11 protein-coding genes are annotated in these 15,187 nt (G+C 64.4%); 3 read left to right on the top strand and 8 right to left on the bottom strand.

Translation table 11 applies throughout. From position 1 onward, the window contains the following. Positions 1 to 5 precede the first annotated feature (5 nt). Positions 6 to 3,707, top strand: coding sequence for a transporter substrate-binding domain-containing protein (locus SFA35_RS15950; protein WP_320571511.1), 3,702 nt, complete (start codon positions 6 to 8; stop codon positions 3,705 to 3,707). An 89-nt stretch (positions 3,708 to 3,796) separates the two neighbouring features. On the opposite strand, the gene SFA35_RS15945 is transcribed toward SFA35_RS15950, so the two are convergent. The 8 genes from SFA35_RS15945 to cspD form a co-directional block, all read right to left on the bottom strand. Next, positions 3,797 to 4,219, bottom strand: coding sequence for a GNAT family N-acetyltransferase (locus tag SFA35_RS15945; RefSeq protein ID WP_320571510.1), 423 nt, complete (start codon positions 4,217 to 4,219; stop codon positions 3,797 to 3,799). Further along, positions 4,212 to 5,381 (bottom strand): cupin domain-containing protein, encoded by a 1,170-nt coding sequence (locus SFA35_RS15940; RefSeq protein WP_320571509.1) that lies wholly within the window; start codon positions 5,379 to 5,381, stop codon positions 4,212 to 4,214. The genes SFA35_RS15945 and SFA35_RS15940 overlap by 8 nt, the downstream gene beginning before the upstream one ends. Positions 5,382 to 5,464: 83 nt before the next feature. After that, a complete protein-coding gene (purB, locus tag SFA35_RS15935) occupies positions 5,465 to 6,835 on the bottom strand; it encodes an adenylosuccinate lyase (RefSeq protein ID WP_320571508.1) in 1,371 nt (456 codons plus the stop codon). Between the two features lie 99 nt (positions 6,836 to 6,934). Continuing rightward, on the bottom strand, positions 6,935 to 7,555 hold the full coding sequence (gene hflD / locus SFA35_RS15930) for a high frequency lysogenization protein HflD (RefSeq protein ID WP_320571507.1): 621 nt from the start codon (positions 7,553 to 7,555) through the stop codon (positions 6,935 to 6,937). Continuing rightward, entirely contained in the window at positions 7,552 to 8,703 is a 1,152-nt protein-coding gene (gene mnmA, locus SFA35_RS15925; protein WP_320571506.1) for a tRNA 2-thiouridine(34) synthase MnmA, read from the bottom strand. The genes hflD and mnmA overlap by 4 nt, the downstream gene beginning before the upstream one ends. An 85-nt stretch (positions 8,704 to 8,788) precedes the next feature. Further along, the gene (locus SFA35_RS15920; RefSeq protein WP_320571505.1) at positions 8,789 to 9,229 is read right to left on the bottom strand and encodes an NUDIX hydrolase; all 441 of its coding nucleotides are present in this window, start codon (positions 9,227 to 9,229) and stop codon (positions 8,789 to 8,791) included. A gap of 85 nt (positions 9,230 to 9,314) precedes the next feature. Further along, positions 9,315 to 11,543, bottom strand: coding sequence for an NADP-dependent isocitrate dehydrogenase (locus SFA35_RS15915; protein WP_320571504.1), 2,229 nt, complete (start codon positions 11,541 to 11,543; stop codon positions 9,315 to 9,317). A gap of 425 nt (positions 11,544 to 11,968) precedes the next feature. After that, the gene (cspD, locus tag SFA35_RS15910) at positions 11,969 to 12,238 is read right to left on the bottom strand and encodes a cold shock domain-containing protein CspD (RefSeq protein WP_320571503.1); all 270 of its coding nucleotides are present in this window, start codon (positions 12,236 to 12,238) and stop codon (positions 11,969 to 11,971) included. Between the two features lie 282 nt (positions 12,239 to 12,520). On the opposite strand from cspD, the gene clpS reads away from it, so the two are divergent. Both clpS and clpA read left to right on the top strand, forming a co-directional pair. Next, complete coding sequence (gene clpS, locus SFA35_RS15905) at positions 12,521 to 12,883, top strand: ATP-dependent Clp protease adapter ClpS (RefSeq protein ID WP_320571502.1); 363 nt, start codon at positions 12,521 to 12,523, stop codon at positions 12,881 to 12,883. 29 nt (positions 12,884 to 12,912) lie between these two features. Next, entirely contained in the window at positions 12,913 to 15,183 is a 2,271-nt protein-coding gene (gene clpA, locus SFA35_RS15900; RefSeq protein ID WP_320571501.1) for an ATP-dependent Clp protease ATP-binding subunit ClpA, read from the top strand. Positions 15,184 to 15,187 lie beyond the last annotated feature (4 nt).

The following is a 15,187-nucleotide window of genomic DNA, read 5'->3' as shown; positions in this document are numbered from 1 at the left end:
TGGCCATGTCCCTGCTACTTCGCCCCCTGCAACCGTCGCGTCGGCACAGCTGGCCGGTACTGACCCTGGTGCTGGTCATCTGCCTGGTCGAGTCGCCCGGTGCCGCCGCCAACGACCACCCGCGGCTGTATGGCCGCTCCCATGCCGATGCCCAGAGTCAGGCAGCCCTGGAGCTGACCGACGACGACCGCCGCTGGCTATGGTCGCGCCGTCTGCTGCGCCTGGGCGTCAGCCAGCCCGATTACCCGCCGTTCGACATCACCGGCACCGGCAGCGAGTACGAAGGCATCAGCGCCGACTACGCGGGCCTGGTGGGCGAACTGCTCAACCTGCGCGTGGAGGTCACCCGCTACCCCAGCCGCGAGCGAGCACTGCAGGCGTTGCAGGATGGCGAGATCGACCTGCTGGGCAGTTCCAATGGTTTCGAGGCCTCGACCCGCGACCTGGTGCTGACCCAGGCCTATGTCGAGGACCGTTCGGTGCTGGCCACCCGTCGTGAAGCCGCACCGGGCCCGGACGGCGAACCGGTGGCCGCGAGCCCGGAAAACACCCTGGCGATTCTCCAGGACTACCTGCCGATCGAGGAAGTGGAGCGGCTGTATCCCGAGGCGCGGATCGTTCCCTATACCTCGACCCTCAGCGCCCTAGGCGCGGTGGCCTTCGGCCAGGCCGAGCGCTACCTGGGCAATGCCATGGCGGCGCACTACCAGCTGGCCAAGGGGGGGTTGGACAATCTGCAGATGGTGCGTTTCTCCCAGGTCGAACCCAACCACTTCGGTTTTGTCCTGTCGCCCCACGAAAGCCGCCTGGTGACCTTGATCAACGCCGCCCTGGAAGTGATTCCACCGCGCGAGCACGGCGACATCCTGCGCCGCTGGAGCGTGGCCGGGGTGAAGGTAGCCGCCGGCCACGAGGTGCAGCTCGACGAAAGCGAGCAGAACTGGCTCAAGGCGCACCCGCGGGTCAGCGTGGTGATCGACGAAGAGTTCCTGCCGGTCAGCTATCGCGACGAGCAGGGTAACTTTCGCGGCATCGGTGCCGACGTGCTGCAACGGGTGGCACAACGGACCGGGCTGAACTTCGAAGTGCTCAATTCAACTTCGGTGCGCAGCATGGTCGACCAGGTCAAGCGCGGCGAGGTCGACCTGCTGGCAGCCCTGCCGCCCAGTGAAACGCGGGCCGAGCAGGTACGCTTCACCCGCTCCTACCTGACCAGCAGCCTGGTCCTGGTGACCCGCGAGGAGGATGCCGCCATCGACCGCTTCGAGCCGTTGGCCGAACAGCCAGTGGCCTTCGTCACCGGCAGCTATCTGCTCGATCGCATCCACACCCAGTATCCGCTGATGGGGCAGATCCAGGCGCGCAACTCCTCCGAAGCGCTGGCGCTGGTCGCCAATGGCAAGGCGCGGGCGGCGGTGATCACCCTGATCGGCGCACGCTACATGATCTCCCAGCGCTACCGCGGGCAGCTGCGGGTCAGTGCGATACTGCCCTACGAGCCGGCCAACTTCGCCTTCGCCACTGCGCGCAACGCCCCGGAGCTGCAGAGCATCCTCAACAAGGGCCTGCTGAGCATCTCGCCCCAGGAGATGGACGAGCTGATCGCCCGCTGGCACAACGAGGTCATTGTCGCCGACGGCTTCTGGCTGCGTTATCGCGGCATGATCCTGCCCGCCGCAGGCGGCTTCATCGGCCTGTGGCTGTTGGCGGTGTGGTGGATTGCCTACCTGCGGCGCCTGATCCGCCGACGCGTTCTGGCCGAGCAGGCCCTGACCGACCAGCTGGAATTCATGCGGGTGATGATCGACGGTACCCCGCACCCGATCTATGTGCGCGACCGCGAAGGACGGCTGCTCAACTGCAACGTCAGTTATCTGGAGGCACTGGGGGTCAGCCGCGACGCCGTCATCGGCCAGTTGCTCACGGAAACGCCAGTGGTGGAGTACGAGCAGGCATGCCTGGTGCAGCGCGAATACATGGCGGTGATGGAGCGCGGCGAGGCGATCGTCGAGGACCGCCAGTTGACCCTCGCCAACGGCGAGGCGCTGACCTTGCACCACTGGCTGCTGCCCTATCGCGGCAGTGACGGCAGCATCGTCGGCATGATCGCCGGCTGGATCGACGTCAGCGAGCGCCAGCGCTTGTGCCAGGCGTTTCAGGAGGCCAAGGAAGACGCCGAGGCGGCCAATCGGGCCAAGACCACCTTTCTGGCGAGCATGAGCCACGAGATCCGTACGCCGATGAATGCGGTGCTGGGCATGCTTGAACTGGCGCTGAAGAAGGCCGAGCAGGGTGTGCTCGACAAGCTCGCACTGGAAGTCGCCTCGGGGGCCGCCCGCGGCCTGCTGGAGTTGATCGGCGACATCCTGGATATCACGCGCATCGAGTCGGGGCACCTGGTGCTCAACCCGCAACCGATGCCGGTGCGCGCGCTGGTCGAGTCGGTGGTGCGTCTGTTCGACGGTCAGGCACGGCACAAGCGCCTGACGTTGCGCCTGGCCTGCGCCGGCGACGAGGACCTCAGCGCGCAGCTCGACCCGCTGCGTTTCAAGCAGGTGCTGGGCAACCTGTTGAGCAACGCCATCAAGTTCACCGAGGAGGGGCGCGTGCAGGTCTGCCTCGAATTGCGCAGGGAGGGCGGCCTGGTGCATCTGCTGTTGCAGGTGGAGGACAGCGGCATGGGCATCCCGGCCGACGAGTTGCAACGGCTCGGACGGCCGTTCAACCAGGCCAGCAACAATCGCCAGTCGACCCGCTCGGGTGCCGGTCTGGGTCTGAGCATCTGCCGCACGCTGTGTCAGATGATGGGCGGCCAGTTGACCCTCAGCAGTGTGCTGGGCGCGGGCACTTGCGCCACCGTGGAGCTGACCTTGCCGGCCGTCGAGGGCCAGGTGTCGGCGCTGCCGGTGGCGGTGCCTGCCGACGCGCCAAGGGTCGCGCGGCGCCTGCGCATCCTGGTGGTGGACGACTACCCGGCCAACCGCATGCTGCTCGATCACCAGCTGGCCTACCTGGGCCATCAGGTGCAGCTGGCGTGCGAAGGCCAGGAGGGCCTGCGGCTATGGCTGCAGGGCGGCTTCGATGTGCTGATCACCGATTGCAACATGCCTGGGCTCAACGGCTACGAGCTGGCCCAGGCGGTGCGCGAGCACGAGCGGCGCCAGGGCTGCGAGCCGTGTACGCTGCTCGGCTGCACGGCCAATGCGCAGATCGAGGAGCGCAAGCGCTGCATCGCCGTGGGCATGGACGACTGCCTGTTCAAGCCGCTGAGTCTGGCCGAACTGGCCGAGCGCCTGGGCGTGTTCGATGCCGCAGGGCAGTTCGCGGCGCCGGCCGCGGCGGGCGTGAGCGTCGACGAGTCGGTGATCGATGTGGCCAGCTTGCAGGAGTTGACCGGCGCCGATCCGCAGGCGATCCGGCGCCTGCTGGGTGACTTGTTGCTCAGCAACCGAGACGACCTGCAGCAGCTCGAGCAATTACGCGGCGGCGCCGACCATGAAGCAATCGCCGGGTTGGCGCATCGGGTCAAGGGCGCAGCGCGGATCATCCGCGCGCAGCAGTTGCTGGAGGCGTTGGAGGCATTGGAGCAAGCCTGCGCCGAGGGCCTGGCCGCCGCTGAATTGCTCGCGCCATTGGACGGCGTGGGCGAGGCGATGCAGGCGCTGAACGATAACTTGCTGGGGTATTGCGGGGAGCGGGCGGGGTGATGCCTTCAAAAGCTCGGGGGCTGTGCGCCCTCCCACTTTCGAGCGCGGGAGGGGGCAGAGTCCCCGAGATCGTTAGCCAAAACGTACTGTCAGACCTTGCGAACCATGTCGACGTGCGCCAGCCCGGCCTCGAGGAACTCCTCGCCGACCACGGTAAAGCCCAGTCGCTCGTAGAATGGCGCGGCGTGCACCTGGGCGCTCAGGCGTTGCGGGCGCAGCTGGCGCTGCTCGGCCTGCTCGATCACCGCGCGCATCAGCGCGTCGCCGATGTTCAGGCCGCGCCAATCCTTGAGCACCGAGACCCGGCCGATCTCGCCGTCGGGCAGCAGGCGTGCGGTGCCCACGGCATAGTCGCCCTCGCAGGCGAGAAAATGGGTGGCGCCGGCGTCGTCGGCGTCCCATTCCAGTTCCGGCGGCACATGCTGCTCGCTGATGAATACGGCTTCACGAATGCGTCGGATCTCGGAGTTGTCTTTATGCCAATCGGCAACGCGTACGTGGACTTTATTCATCGTCGGCAAACCCCAGACTTCCCTGTTTGATCAGTTCGCACAGCAAGGTGCGGCCCTGTTCGTCGCCCAGCCATGGGCCGAGATTGTCGATATGCAGCGCGTCGGCGGCGCAGATCAGTTTCAGCAGCTCGCGCAGATCACCCGGCAGCAGGCGGCTCTGGCCGCTGGCGAACAGCAGCAGGTCGTCGTCGACTTCCGACCAGGCCAGCCGCGCGCTCGGGTTGCGGATCAGCACGGCACCTTGTTCCAGGTCGCTCAGCAGATCCTCTTCGGCCAGCTCGCTGCCCGCCACCAGCTCGGGGTAGCGCGGCTCGGTCATGAACTGGCCGAACCAGGTCAGCAGCAGGCGCTCGTCGCCCATGTGCTCGGCCAGCAGACGCTTGAGGCGGTCCAGGGCGTCGTGCTGAATCTGCGTCGGGTCGCTGACCGGTTGCGCGTCGGCGTCGCTGTAGCGCTCTTCATCAGGCAGGAACTGGCTGAGGAAGTCGGTGAAGTGGGTCAGCACTTCGGCAGCGCTTGGCGCGCGGAAACCGACCGAGTAGGTCATGCAGTCGTCCACGGCCACGCCGCAATGGGCCAGGCGCGGCGGCAGGTAGAGCATGTCGCCGGGCTCCAGGGTCCATTCGCTGGCCGGGATGAAGTCGGCCAGGATGCGCAGGTCGCTGTGTTCGATCAGGCGGCTGTCGGAGTCGCACATCTGCCCGACCTGCCAGTGCCGGCGGCCGTGGCCTTGCAGGAGAAACACGTCATAGTTGTCGAAGTGCGGGCCGACGCTGCCACCGGGGGCGGCGAAGCTGATCATCACGTCGTCGATGCGCCAGCTCGGCAGGAAGCGAAAATGCGTGAGCAGCTCGGCCACTTCCGGCACGAACTGGTCGACCGCCTGCACCAGCAGGGTCCAGTCGCGCTCGGGCAGCTGGCTGAAGGCGTCTTCGGCGAACGGGCCGCGGCGCAGCTCCCACGGACGCTCGCCGTGTTCGAGGACGATGCGCGACTCGACTTCTTCTTCCAGAGCCAGGCCGGCCAGCTCGTCAGGGCTGATCGGGTTTTCGAAATCGGTAAAGGCCTGACGCACCAGCAGCGGTTTCTTTTGCCAGTAGTCGCGCAGAAACTGGCGAGCGGTAAGGCCGCCGAGCATTTGAAGTGGAATGTCAGAATTCATAGGTAACCTGCTGAAAATAATTGCTTTTGTTGTACCAAGAAAAACGCCCGGCGAGACCGGGCGTGGCAACGGCTAACTTTGAGTCAGACGCGACGCGCTTGCGCCGCCGCGTTGCCGATGTAGTTCGCGGGGGTCAGCTTGTGCAGCTCGGCCTTGGCATCGGCCGGCATGTCGAGGGCCTCGATGAAGGTCTTCAGCGCCTCTGGGCTGATGCCTTTGCCGCGGGTCAGCTCCTTGAGCTTCTCGTACGGGTTCTCGATGTCGAAACGGCGCATCACGGTCTGGATCGGCTCGGCGAGCACTTCCCAGCAGGCGTCGAGGTCGGCGGCGATCTTCTGCTCGTTGATTTCCAGCTTGCCGATGCCCTTGAGGCTGGCTTCGTAGGCGATCACGCTGTGGGCGAAACCGACGCCCAGGTTGCGCAGTACGGTGGAGTCGGTCAGGTCACGCTGCCAGCGCGAGATCGGCAACTTGCTGGCCAGGTGCTGGAACAGTGCGTTGGCGATACCGAGGTTGCCTTCGGAGTTTTCGAAGTCGATCGGGTTGACCTTGTGCGGCATGGTCGAGGAGCCGATTTCGCCAGCGATGGTGCGCTGCTTGAAATAGCCCAGCGAGATGTAGCCCCAGATGTCGCGGTCGAAGTCGATGAGGATGGTGTTGAAGCGCGCGATCGCATCGAACAGCTCGGCGATGTAGTCGTGCGGCTCGATCTGCGTGGTGTAGGGGTTGAAGCCCAGGCCCAGCTCGTCTTCGATGAAGGCGCGGGCGTTGGCTTCCCAGTCGACCTGCGGGTAGGCCGAGAGGTGCGCGTTGTAGTTGCCCACGGCGCCGTTGATCTTGCCCAGCAGCGGCACGGCGGCCACTTGCGCGATCTGCCGCTCGAGGCGGTACACCACGTTGGCCAGCTCTTTGCCCAGGGTGGTCGGCGAGGCCGGCTGGCCGTGGGTGCGCGACAGCATCGGCACGTCGGCGAACTTGTGCGCCAGCTCGCGAATGGCTTCGGCGATCTGGCGCATCAGCGGCAGCAGCACGTCGTCACGGCCTTCACGCAGCATCAGCGCGTGGGACAGGTTGTTGATGTCCTCGCTGGTGCAGGCGAAGTGGATGAACTCGCTGACCTTGGCCAGTTCCGGCAGCTTGGCGGCCTGCTCCTTGAGCAGGTACTCGATGGCCTTGACGTCGTGGTTGGTGGTGCGCTCGATCTCTTTGACGCGCTCGGCGTGCTCGAGGGCGAAATCGCTGGCCAGCACGTCCAGCAGGGCATTGGCCTCGGCGGAGAACGCGGGCACTTCGGCGATTTGCGGGTGGGCAGCGAGGCGCTGCAGCCAGCGTACTTCGACCAGGGCGCGGAAACGGATCAGGCCGTATTCGCTGAAAATGGTGCGCAGGGCTTGGGTCTTGCCGGCGTAGCGGCCGTCAACAGGGGAAACCGCAGTGAGCGAAGAAAGCTGCATGGGGTGCTCTCGGACAGTCGGGCGACGAAATGGGGGGCGAATAATACACGAAAATGCCAGGCAGGCGCAGCGCAACTGCCAGGCGGGACGTGGACGGACTCAGCCGCGCAGCATCGGGTAGAGCTCCTTGAGCAGTTTGCGCCGGCTGACCACCAACTGCCAGCGATGGCCGCCAAGCTGGCGCCACAGACGCGCCGAGCGAATGCCGGCCAGCAGCAGGGCGCGGATCTTCGACGCGTTGCTGGCCTGTTGCAGGTGGCGCGTGTCGCCGTTGACCTGGATGCGCTGGCGCAAGGTACTCAGGGTGTCCTGATAGAGGGCGCCAGTGGCGGCGATGACGTTCTCGTGGGTGATGCCGAAGTGCTCCACCTGTGACTGGATCTGCGGCAGGCGCCGGCCGATCAGTTCGAGCATCTCCTCGCGCTTGGCCAGCTGGCGCTCCAGGCCGAGCATGGCCAGGGCGTAGCGCAGCGGCTCGCGCTGCAGGCTGCCGGGGTCGCGTTCCAGTGCGCTGGCCATCGCGCGGTAGCCCTCACGCAGCTGGCTGTCGTCGCCGCCGAACACCTCCAGGGTGTCCTTGGGGTCGCGCACCAGCAGGCTGCCGAGCATGCAGCCCAGGCTGGCCTCCGCCACCTGGCCGGTCTTGGCGATACGGTCGACCAGCACCGCGGCTTCGAACACGGCGCCCAACGCCACCAGTTGTTCCTGGAGCGGGCTCATGCTGCCGAGACTCTGGCGTGCTCGGTCCAGGGCTCGGCGCTTTCGATGACGCCACCGCCCAGGCAGATTTCACCGTCGTAGAACACCACTGATTGGCCGGGGGTGACCGCCCGTTGTGGCTCGTCGAAGACCGCGCGGTAGCCTTCGGCCGTGCGTTCGAGGGTGCAGGCCTGGTCGCCCTGGCGATAGCGTACCTTGGCCGTGAGGCGGCGCGGCTGGTGCAGATCCACCGGGTTGACCCACCAGATCTGCGAGGCAAGCAGGGCACGGGAGAACAACCATGGGTGCTCGTTGCCCTGGCCGACCACCAGCACATTGTCGACCAGGTCCTTTTCCAGCACGTACCAAGGGTCGTCGCCGGCGTCCTTGAGCCCGCCGATGCCCAGCCCCTGACGCTGGCCGATGGTGTGGTACATCAGGCCGTGGTGCTTGCCGATGACTTCGCCGGCGGTGGTCTTGATCACCCCGGGCTGGGCCGGCAGGTACTGCTTGAGGAAGTCGCTGAAGCGCCGCTCGCCGATGAAGCAGATGCCAGTGGAGTCTTTCTTTTTGGCCGTGGCCAGGCCGTGCTTTTCAGCGATGGCGCGCACTTGGGGTTTCTCCAGTTCGCCGACCGGGAACAGCGTGCGGGCGATCTGCTCGCCGCCGACGGCATGCAGGAAGTAGCTCTGGTCCTTGTTCGGGTCCAGGCCCTTGAGCAGTTCGGTACGGCCGTCGATGTCGCGACGGCGCACGTAGTGGCCGGTGGCGATCAGGTCGGCGCCGAGCATCAGGGCGTAGTCGAGGAACGCCTTGAACTTGATCTCGCGGTTGCAGAGGATGTCCGGGTTCGGTGTGCGGCCGGCCTTGTACTCTTCCAGGAAGTGCTCGAACACGTGGTCCCAGTACTCGGCGGCGAAGTTGGCCGTGTGCAGCTTGATGCCGATGCGATCGCACACGGCCTGGGCGTCGGCGAGGTCTTCGCGGGCGGTGCAGTACTCGGTGCCGTCGTCCTCTTCCCAGTTCTTCATGAACAGGCCTTCCACCTGATAGCCCTGCTCGAGCAGCAGCAATGCGGAAACGGACGAGTCGACGCCACCGGACATGCCTACGATCACGCGAAGCTGTGCGGGGTCACGGGGGGTGCTGGGAAGGGCTGAGTCGCTCATGGGCTGGCTGGGGGTCTCGAAAAAGGACGCGATTCTAGCAGGCGAGGGCTGCTGGCGCTAAGGGGGCTATTTAATCACAGTCTGGTCAATCGCGGATCAGCGCCAGGCTGTCCACCGGGCCGGCGAGGTAGTCGTCGATGCAGGTCAGCAGCAGGTGGCTGCGCCAGCGCTTGCGCTCGGCGACGATCTGCTCGCGGGTCAGCCACAGGGCGCGGGTGATGTCGGCGTCCAGCGGGCGCTCGGCGTGGTGACGAACGGCCTTGGCGGCGAAGCAGACGCGCTGGTAGGTGACGCCATTGCTCGGCGCGGTGTACAGGTAGATGCCGGTGAGGGCGGTCAGCTCGACCTCCCAGGCGGTTTCCTCGAGGGTTTCGCGGATGGCGGCCTCGGTCAGGGTTTCGTGGGCTTCGAGGTGGCCGGCAGGCTGGTTGAGCACCAGTTTGCCGTGTTTGAGTTCCTCGACCAGCAGGTAGCAGCCATCGCGTTCGACGATGGTGGCGACGGTGATGTGGGGTTGCCAGGTCATGGGTATGCCTCTGAATGTCGCAGGGGGAGCCTTTCAAACGACAAACCCCGGCACCAGGCCGGGGTTTGCTTGTTTCAGCGAACGCTTATTTCAACGCATCGATGGCGGCGTTCAAGGTCGCGCTCGGGCGCATCACCTTGGCGGTCAGCTCCGGGCTCGGCGAGTAGTAGCCGCCGATGTCCGCTGGCTTGCCTTGTACCGCATTGAGTTCGGCGACGATTTTCGCCTCGTTCTCGGTCAAGGTCTTGGCCAGGGCGCTGAACTGCGATTGCAGCGCGGCGTCTTCGGTCTGTGCGGCCAGGGCCTGGGCCCAGTACAGCGCGAGGTAGAAGTGGCTGCCGCGATTGTCGATGTTGCCGACCTTGCGCGATGGCGACTTGTTGTTGTCGAGGAACTGGCCGGTGGCCTTGTCCAGCGTTGCCGCCAGCACCTTGGCCTTCGGGTTGTCGTACTCTTCGCCCAGGTGTTCCAGGGAGGCGGCGAGGGCGAGGAACTCACCCAGCGAATCCCAGCGCAGGAAGTTTTCCTCGACCAGCTGCTGCACGTGCTTGGGCGCCGAACCGCCGGCGCCGGTCTCGAACAGCCCGCCGCCGTTCATCAGCGGCACGATGGAGAGCATTTTTGCCGAGGTGCCCAGTTCCATGATCGGGAACAGGTCGGTCAGGTAGTCGCGCAGCACGTTGCCGGTGACCGAGATGGTGTCCTTGCCGGCGCGGATGCGCTCCAGCGAGAAGGCCATGGCGTCGACCGGCGACAGGATGCGGATGTCCAGGCCCGAGGTGTCGTGATCCTTCAGGTACTTCTCGACCTTGGCGATCATCGCCGCGTCGTGCGCGCGCGCCGGGTCCAGCCAGAACACCGCCGGGGTGCTGCTGGCGCGGGCACGGTTGACGGCCAGCTTGACCCAGTCCTGAATCGGCAGGTCCTTGGTCTGGCACATGCGCCAGATGTCACCGGCTTCGACGCTGGTTTCCAGCAGGACCGCACCGTTGTTGTCGGTCACGCGGACCACGCCGTCGGCCGGGATCTGGAAGGTCTTGTTGTGCGAACCGTATTCTTCGGCCTTCTGCGCCATCAGGCCGACGTTCGGCACGCTGCCCATGGTGGTAGGGTCGAAGGCGCCGTGCTGCTTGCAGTCTTCGATCACGGCCTGGTAGATGCTGGCGTAGCAACGGTCCGGGATCACCGCCTTGGTGTCCTGCAGGTTGCCTTCGGCGTTCCACATCTTGCCCGAGTCACGGATCATCGCCGGCATCGAGGCGTCGACGATGACGTCGCTCGGCACGTGCAGGTTGGTGATGCCCTTGTCGGAGTTGACCATGGCCAAGGCTGGACGCGAGGCGTAGACGGCCTTGATGTCGGCTTCGATGGCGGCCTGCTGGTCGGCCGGCAGCGCCTTGATGCGCGAGTACAGGTCGCCGATGCCGTTGTTCAGGTTGAAGCCGACCTGCTTGAGGGCGTCGGCGTGTTTTTCCAGGGCGTCCTTGTAGTACTCGGCAACGATCTGGCCGAACATGATCGGGTCGGAGACCTTCATCATGGTCGCTTTCAGGTGCACCGACAGCAGCACGCCCTGTTTCTTGGCATCTTCGATCTCGGCGGCGATGAAGCGGCGCAGGCCGTTCTTGCTCAGCGAGGCGACATCGATGATTTCACCGGCCAGTACGCTGGTCTTTTCCTTGAGCACGGTGCTGCTGCCGTCTTTACCGACCAGCTCGATCTTCACGCTGCCGTCGGCGGCAATCACGGCGGACTTCTCGCTGCCGTAGAAATCGCCGCTGGTCATGTGTGCCACGTGGGATTTCGAATCGCTGGCCCAGGCGCCCATCTTGTGCGGGTGCTTGCGTGCGTAGTTCTTTACCGACAGCGGGGCGCGGCGGTCGGAGTTGCCTTCGCGCAGTACCGGGTTCACGGCGCTGCCCTTGACCTTGTCGTAGCGGTCGCGCGCATCGACGTCGGCGTCGCTGGTCGCGTTGTCCGGGTATTCCGGCAGGTCGTAGCCCAGGGCCTGAAGTTCCTTGATGGCGGCCTTGAGTTGCGGCACCGAGGCACTGATGTTCGGCAGCTTGATGATGTTGGCCTCTGGCGTGGTGGCCAGGGCGCCCAACTCGGCGAGGTCGTCGGGGGCCGTCTTGCCGGCCTTGAGGCGCTCGGGAAAGCTGGCAAGAATCCGGCCCGCCAGGGAGATGTCGCGGGTTTCAACGGAAATGTCGGCCGACGCGGTGAACGCTTCGATGATCGGCAGCAGGGAGTAGGTGGCCAGGGCTGGCGCTTCGTCGGTAAAGGTGTAGATGATCTTCGATCGGGTGGGCATTCGGATTAACTCTCGTCTTTGCTGAGCGTGCACGGAATCTCGAGATGCGCAGGGTAGGCGCTTTCGCTCAAAGCCAACCTGAGCTGAAAGTCGAGGATTCGCCGCGGTGATGTGGGTTGCATCAGTAGAGCGTCAAGCGGTCGGGCTGCCTCCCGAAAAATGGTGGCAATGCCCGGCCCTTTCCAGGCTGGAACGGTCGCTGTCGGTCGCTCGCAATCTGGTGACTCCATGGTCACCCAGGCAGTATACCACTGGTCTGCCATCGCGCAGGAGGGGGTTGTACTGATCGATGTGCGGCAAATGCAATGGGGCACGATGTCGCGGGCAAAACGGCGCGCAGGCGAAAACCGCACGGTTCGTTGCGAACCGCGCGGGTCTCGAGAGGGTGCCGGGCCGCTGCCGTCGCCGCGCGCGACGGCGCGCGGTCAGGCGGTTACCGCTTGGTTGGCGGTCTCGGTAGGCGCATTGATGGCAGTTGGCGCATTAGCGTCCAGAGCGGCGGCGATGTTCACGGCGTGCAGCCCCTTGGGTCCCTGAATGATCTCGAAGCTCACTGGTTGCCCCGCCTTGAGTGTTTTATAACCGTCCATACGGATGGCCGAGTAATGGGCGAACAGATCCTCGTTCTTGCCTTCCTCGATGATGAAGCCATAGCCCTTGGCATTGTTGAACCACTTGACTTTACCACTTGCCATGCTCATATCCCTCTGCATAGGACCCCATCTCTGGAGTATCATCCACTACACCCGCCCAGCGTCGAGCCTTTGCCACACAAACCGTACGGCCTTGAAGGTCAAAGGCGCTACCGGGTCGATGTGAAAATTTTCGTTGACTGCGCGGACCTTTCTTCCCCAATGTGGGTTCTATTGTTTGTAACACCGTTTTGCCGATAGTCAAGGTCATGCGGCGGTCGGATCCACTATTCGACCACAGGGTCAACCCACAATTCTATTAGCTCAACGACGAACCTTCTTTCCATGCATCCATTCAGCCAGATTCGACTAACCTTCAATCAGGATCGCCCGCAAACGCATGAGGACGATGGCGCGGGCCTGGCGGTACAAGAGTCAAAACCGGCGCTGCAAGCTCCCCCGATGTACAAGGTGGTCTTGTTTAATGACGACTACACCCCCATGGATTTTGTAGTCGAAGTGCTGGAACTGTTTTTCAACCTGAATCGCGAGCTGGCGACCAAGGTCATGCTGGCCGTACACACGGAAGGGCGGGCAGTTTGTGGATTGTTTACCCGCGACATTGCCGAGACAAAGGCCATGCAGGTCAACCAATACGCCAGGGAAAGCCAGCATCCGCTACTCTGTGAAATCGAGAAGGACGGTTAACGCCGACCACTTGGGTATGAGGTGAAGCTATGTTAAACCGCGAGCTCGAAGTCACGCTCAATCTTGCCTTCAAGGAAGCGCGCTCCAAACGTCACGAGTTCATGACCGTCGAGCACCTGCTGCTGGCACTATTGGACAACGAAGCCGCCGCCACCGTTCTGCGTGCCTGCGGCGCCAACCTCGACAAGCTCAAGCACGACCTGCAAGAGTTCATCGATTCCACCACGCCTCTGATCCCCGTGCACGACGAAGACCGTGAAACCCAGCCCACGCTAGGTTTTCAGCGCGTCCTGCAGCGCGCCGTATTCCATGTGCAGAGCTCCGGCAAGCGTGAAGTCACCGGCGCCAACGTGCTGGTCGCGATCTTCAGCGAACAGGAAAGCCAGGCGGTGTTCCTGCTCAAGCAGCAGAGTGTCGCGCGCATCGATGTCGTCAACTATATCGCCCACGGCATCTCCAAGGTGCCGGGCCATGGTGACCATTCCGAGGGTGAGCAAGATATGCAGGATGACGAAGGCGGTGAAGCGTCCTCTTCGGGCAATCCTCTGGATGCCTATGCCAGCAACCTCAATGAATTGGCCCGTCAGGGGCGTATCGACCCATTGGTCGGGCGCGAGAACGAGGTCGAGCGCGTTGCGCAGATCCTCGCGCGTCGGCGCAAGAACAACCCGCTGCTGGTCGGTGAAGCCGGCGTCGGCAAGACCGCCATCGCCGAGGGCCTGGCCAAGCGCATCGTCGACAACCAGGTGCCCGAGTTGCTCGCCAACAGCGTGGTCTACTCGCTGGACCTTGGCGCGCTGCTGGCCGGTACCAAGTACCGCGGCGACTTCGAGAAACGCTTCAAGGCGCTGCTGGGCGAACTGAAGAAGCGCCCCCATGCCATCCTGTTCATCGACGAGATCCACACCATCATCGGTGCGGGCGCGGCGTCGGGTGGGGTGATGGATGCTTCCAACCTGCTCAAGCCCCTGTTGTCCTCGGGCGACATCCGCTGCATCGGCTCGACGACGTTCCAGGAATTTCGCGGGATCTTCGAAAAGGACCGGGCATTGGCCCGGCGCTTCCAGAAGGTCGACGTCAGCGAGCCCTCGGTGGAAGACACCATCGGCATCCTGCGCGGCCTGAAAGGGCGTTTCGAGCAGCACCACAACATCGAGTACAGCGACGAGGCCCTGCGTGCCGCCGCCGAGCTGGCCTCGCGCTACATCAATGATCGGCACATGCCGGACAAGGCCATCGATGTCATCGACGAGGCGGGCGCCTACCAGCGTCTGCAGCCGGTCGAGAACCGCGTCAAGCGCATCGAAGTGCCGCAGGTCGAGGACATCGTGGCGAAGATCGCGCGGATTCCGCCAAAGCACGTCACCAGCTCCGACAAGGAGTTGCTGCGTAACCTGGAGCGTGACCTCAAGCTCACCGTGTTCGGCCAGGATGCCGCCATCGACTCGCTGTCGACGGCAATCAAGCTCTCGCGTGCCGGGCTCAAGTCGCCGGACAAGCCGGTCGGCTCGTTCCTGTTCGCCGGGCCTACCGGCGTCGGCAAGACCGAGGCGGCGCGGCAGTTGGCCAAGGCGCTGGGTGTCGAGCTGGTGCGCTTTGATATGTCCGAGTACATGGAGCGTCACACTGTGTCGCGCCTGATCGGTGCGCCGCCGGGCTACGTCGGTTTCGACCAGGGTGGCTTGCTGACCGAGGCCATCACCAAGCAGCCGCACTGCGTGCTGTTGCTCGACGAAATCGAGAAGGCGCATCCGGAAGTCTTCAACCTGCTGCTGCAGGTCATGGACCACGGCACGCTGACCGACAATAACGGGCGCAAGGCGGACTTCCGCAATGTGATTCTGATCATGACCACCAACGCCGGCGCCGAAACCGCAGCCCGGGCCTCGATCGGGTTTACCCATCAGGACCACTCGTCGGATGCCATGGAAGTGATCAAGAAAAGCTTCACGCCGGAGTTCCGCAACCGTTTGGACACCATCATCCAATTCGGTCGTCTCAGCCACGAAGTCATCAAGAGTGTCGTCGACAAGTTCCTCACCGAACTGCAGGCCCAACTCGAAGACAAGCGTGTGCTGCTGGAGGTTACCGATGCTGCGCGCAGCTGGCTGGCGGCTGGTGGCTACGACGCGCAGATGGGAGCGCGGCCGATGGCGCGCCTGATCCAGGACCGGATCAAGCGTCCGCTGGCCGAGGAGATTCTCTTCGGCGAGCTGTCCGAGCACGGCGGCGTGGTGCACATCGATGTCAAGGATGGCGATTTGACGTTCGAGTTCGAGACCACGGCGGAGCTGGCGTAAGGCT

This window comes from Pseudomonas sp. HR96, assembly GCF_034059295.1.
GTDB lineage: Bacteria > Pseudomonadota > Gammaproteobacteria > Pseudomonadales > Pseudomonadaceae > Aquipseudomonas.
This window is presented reverse-complemented; position numbering and strand designations above follow the sequence as displayed.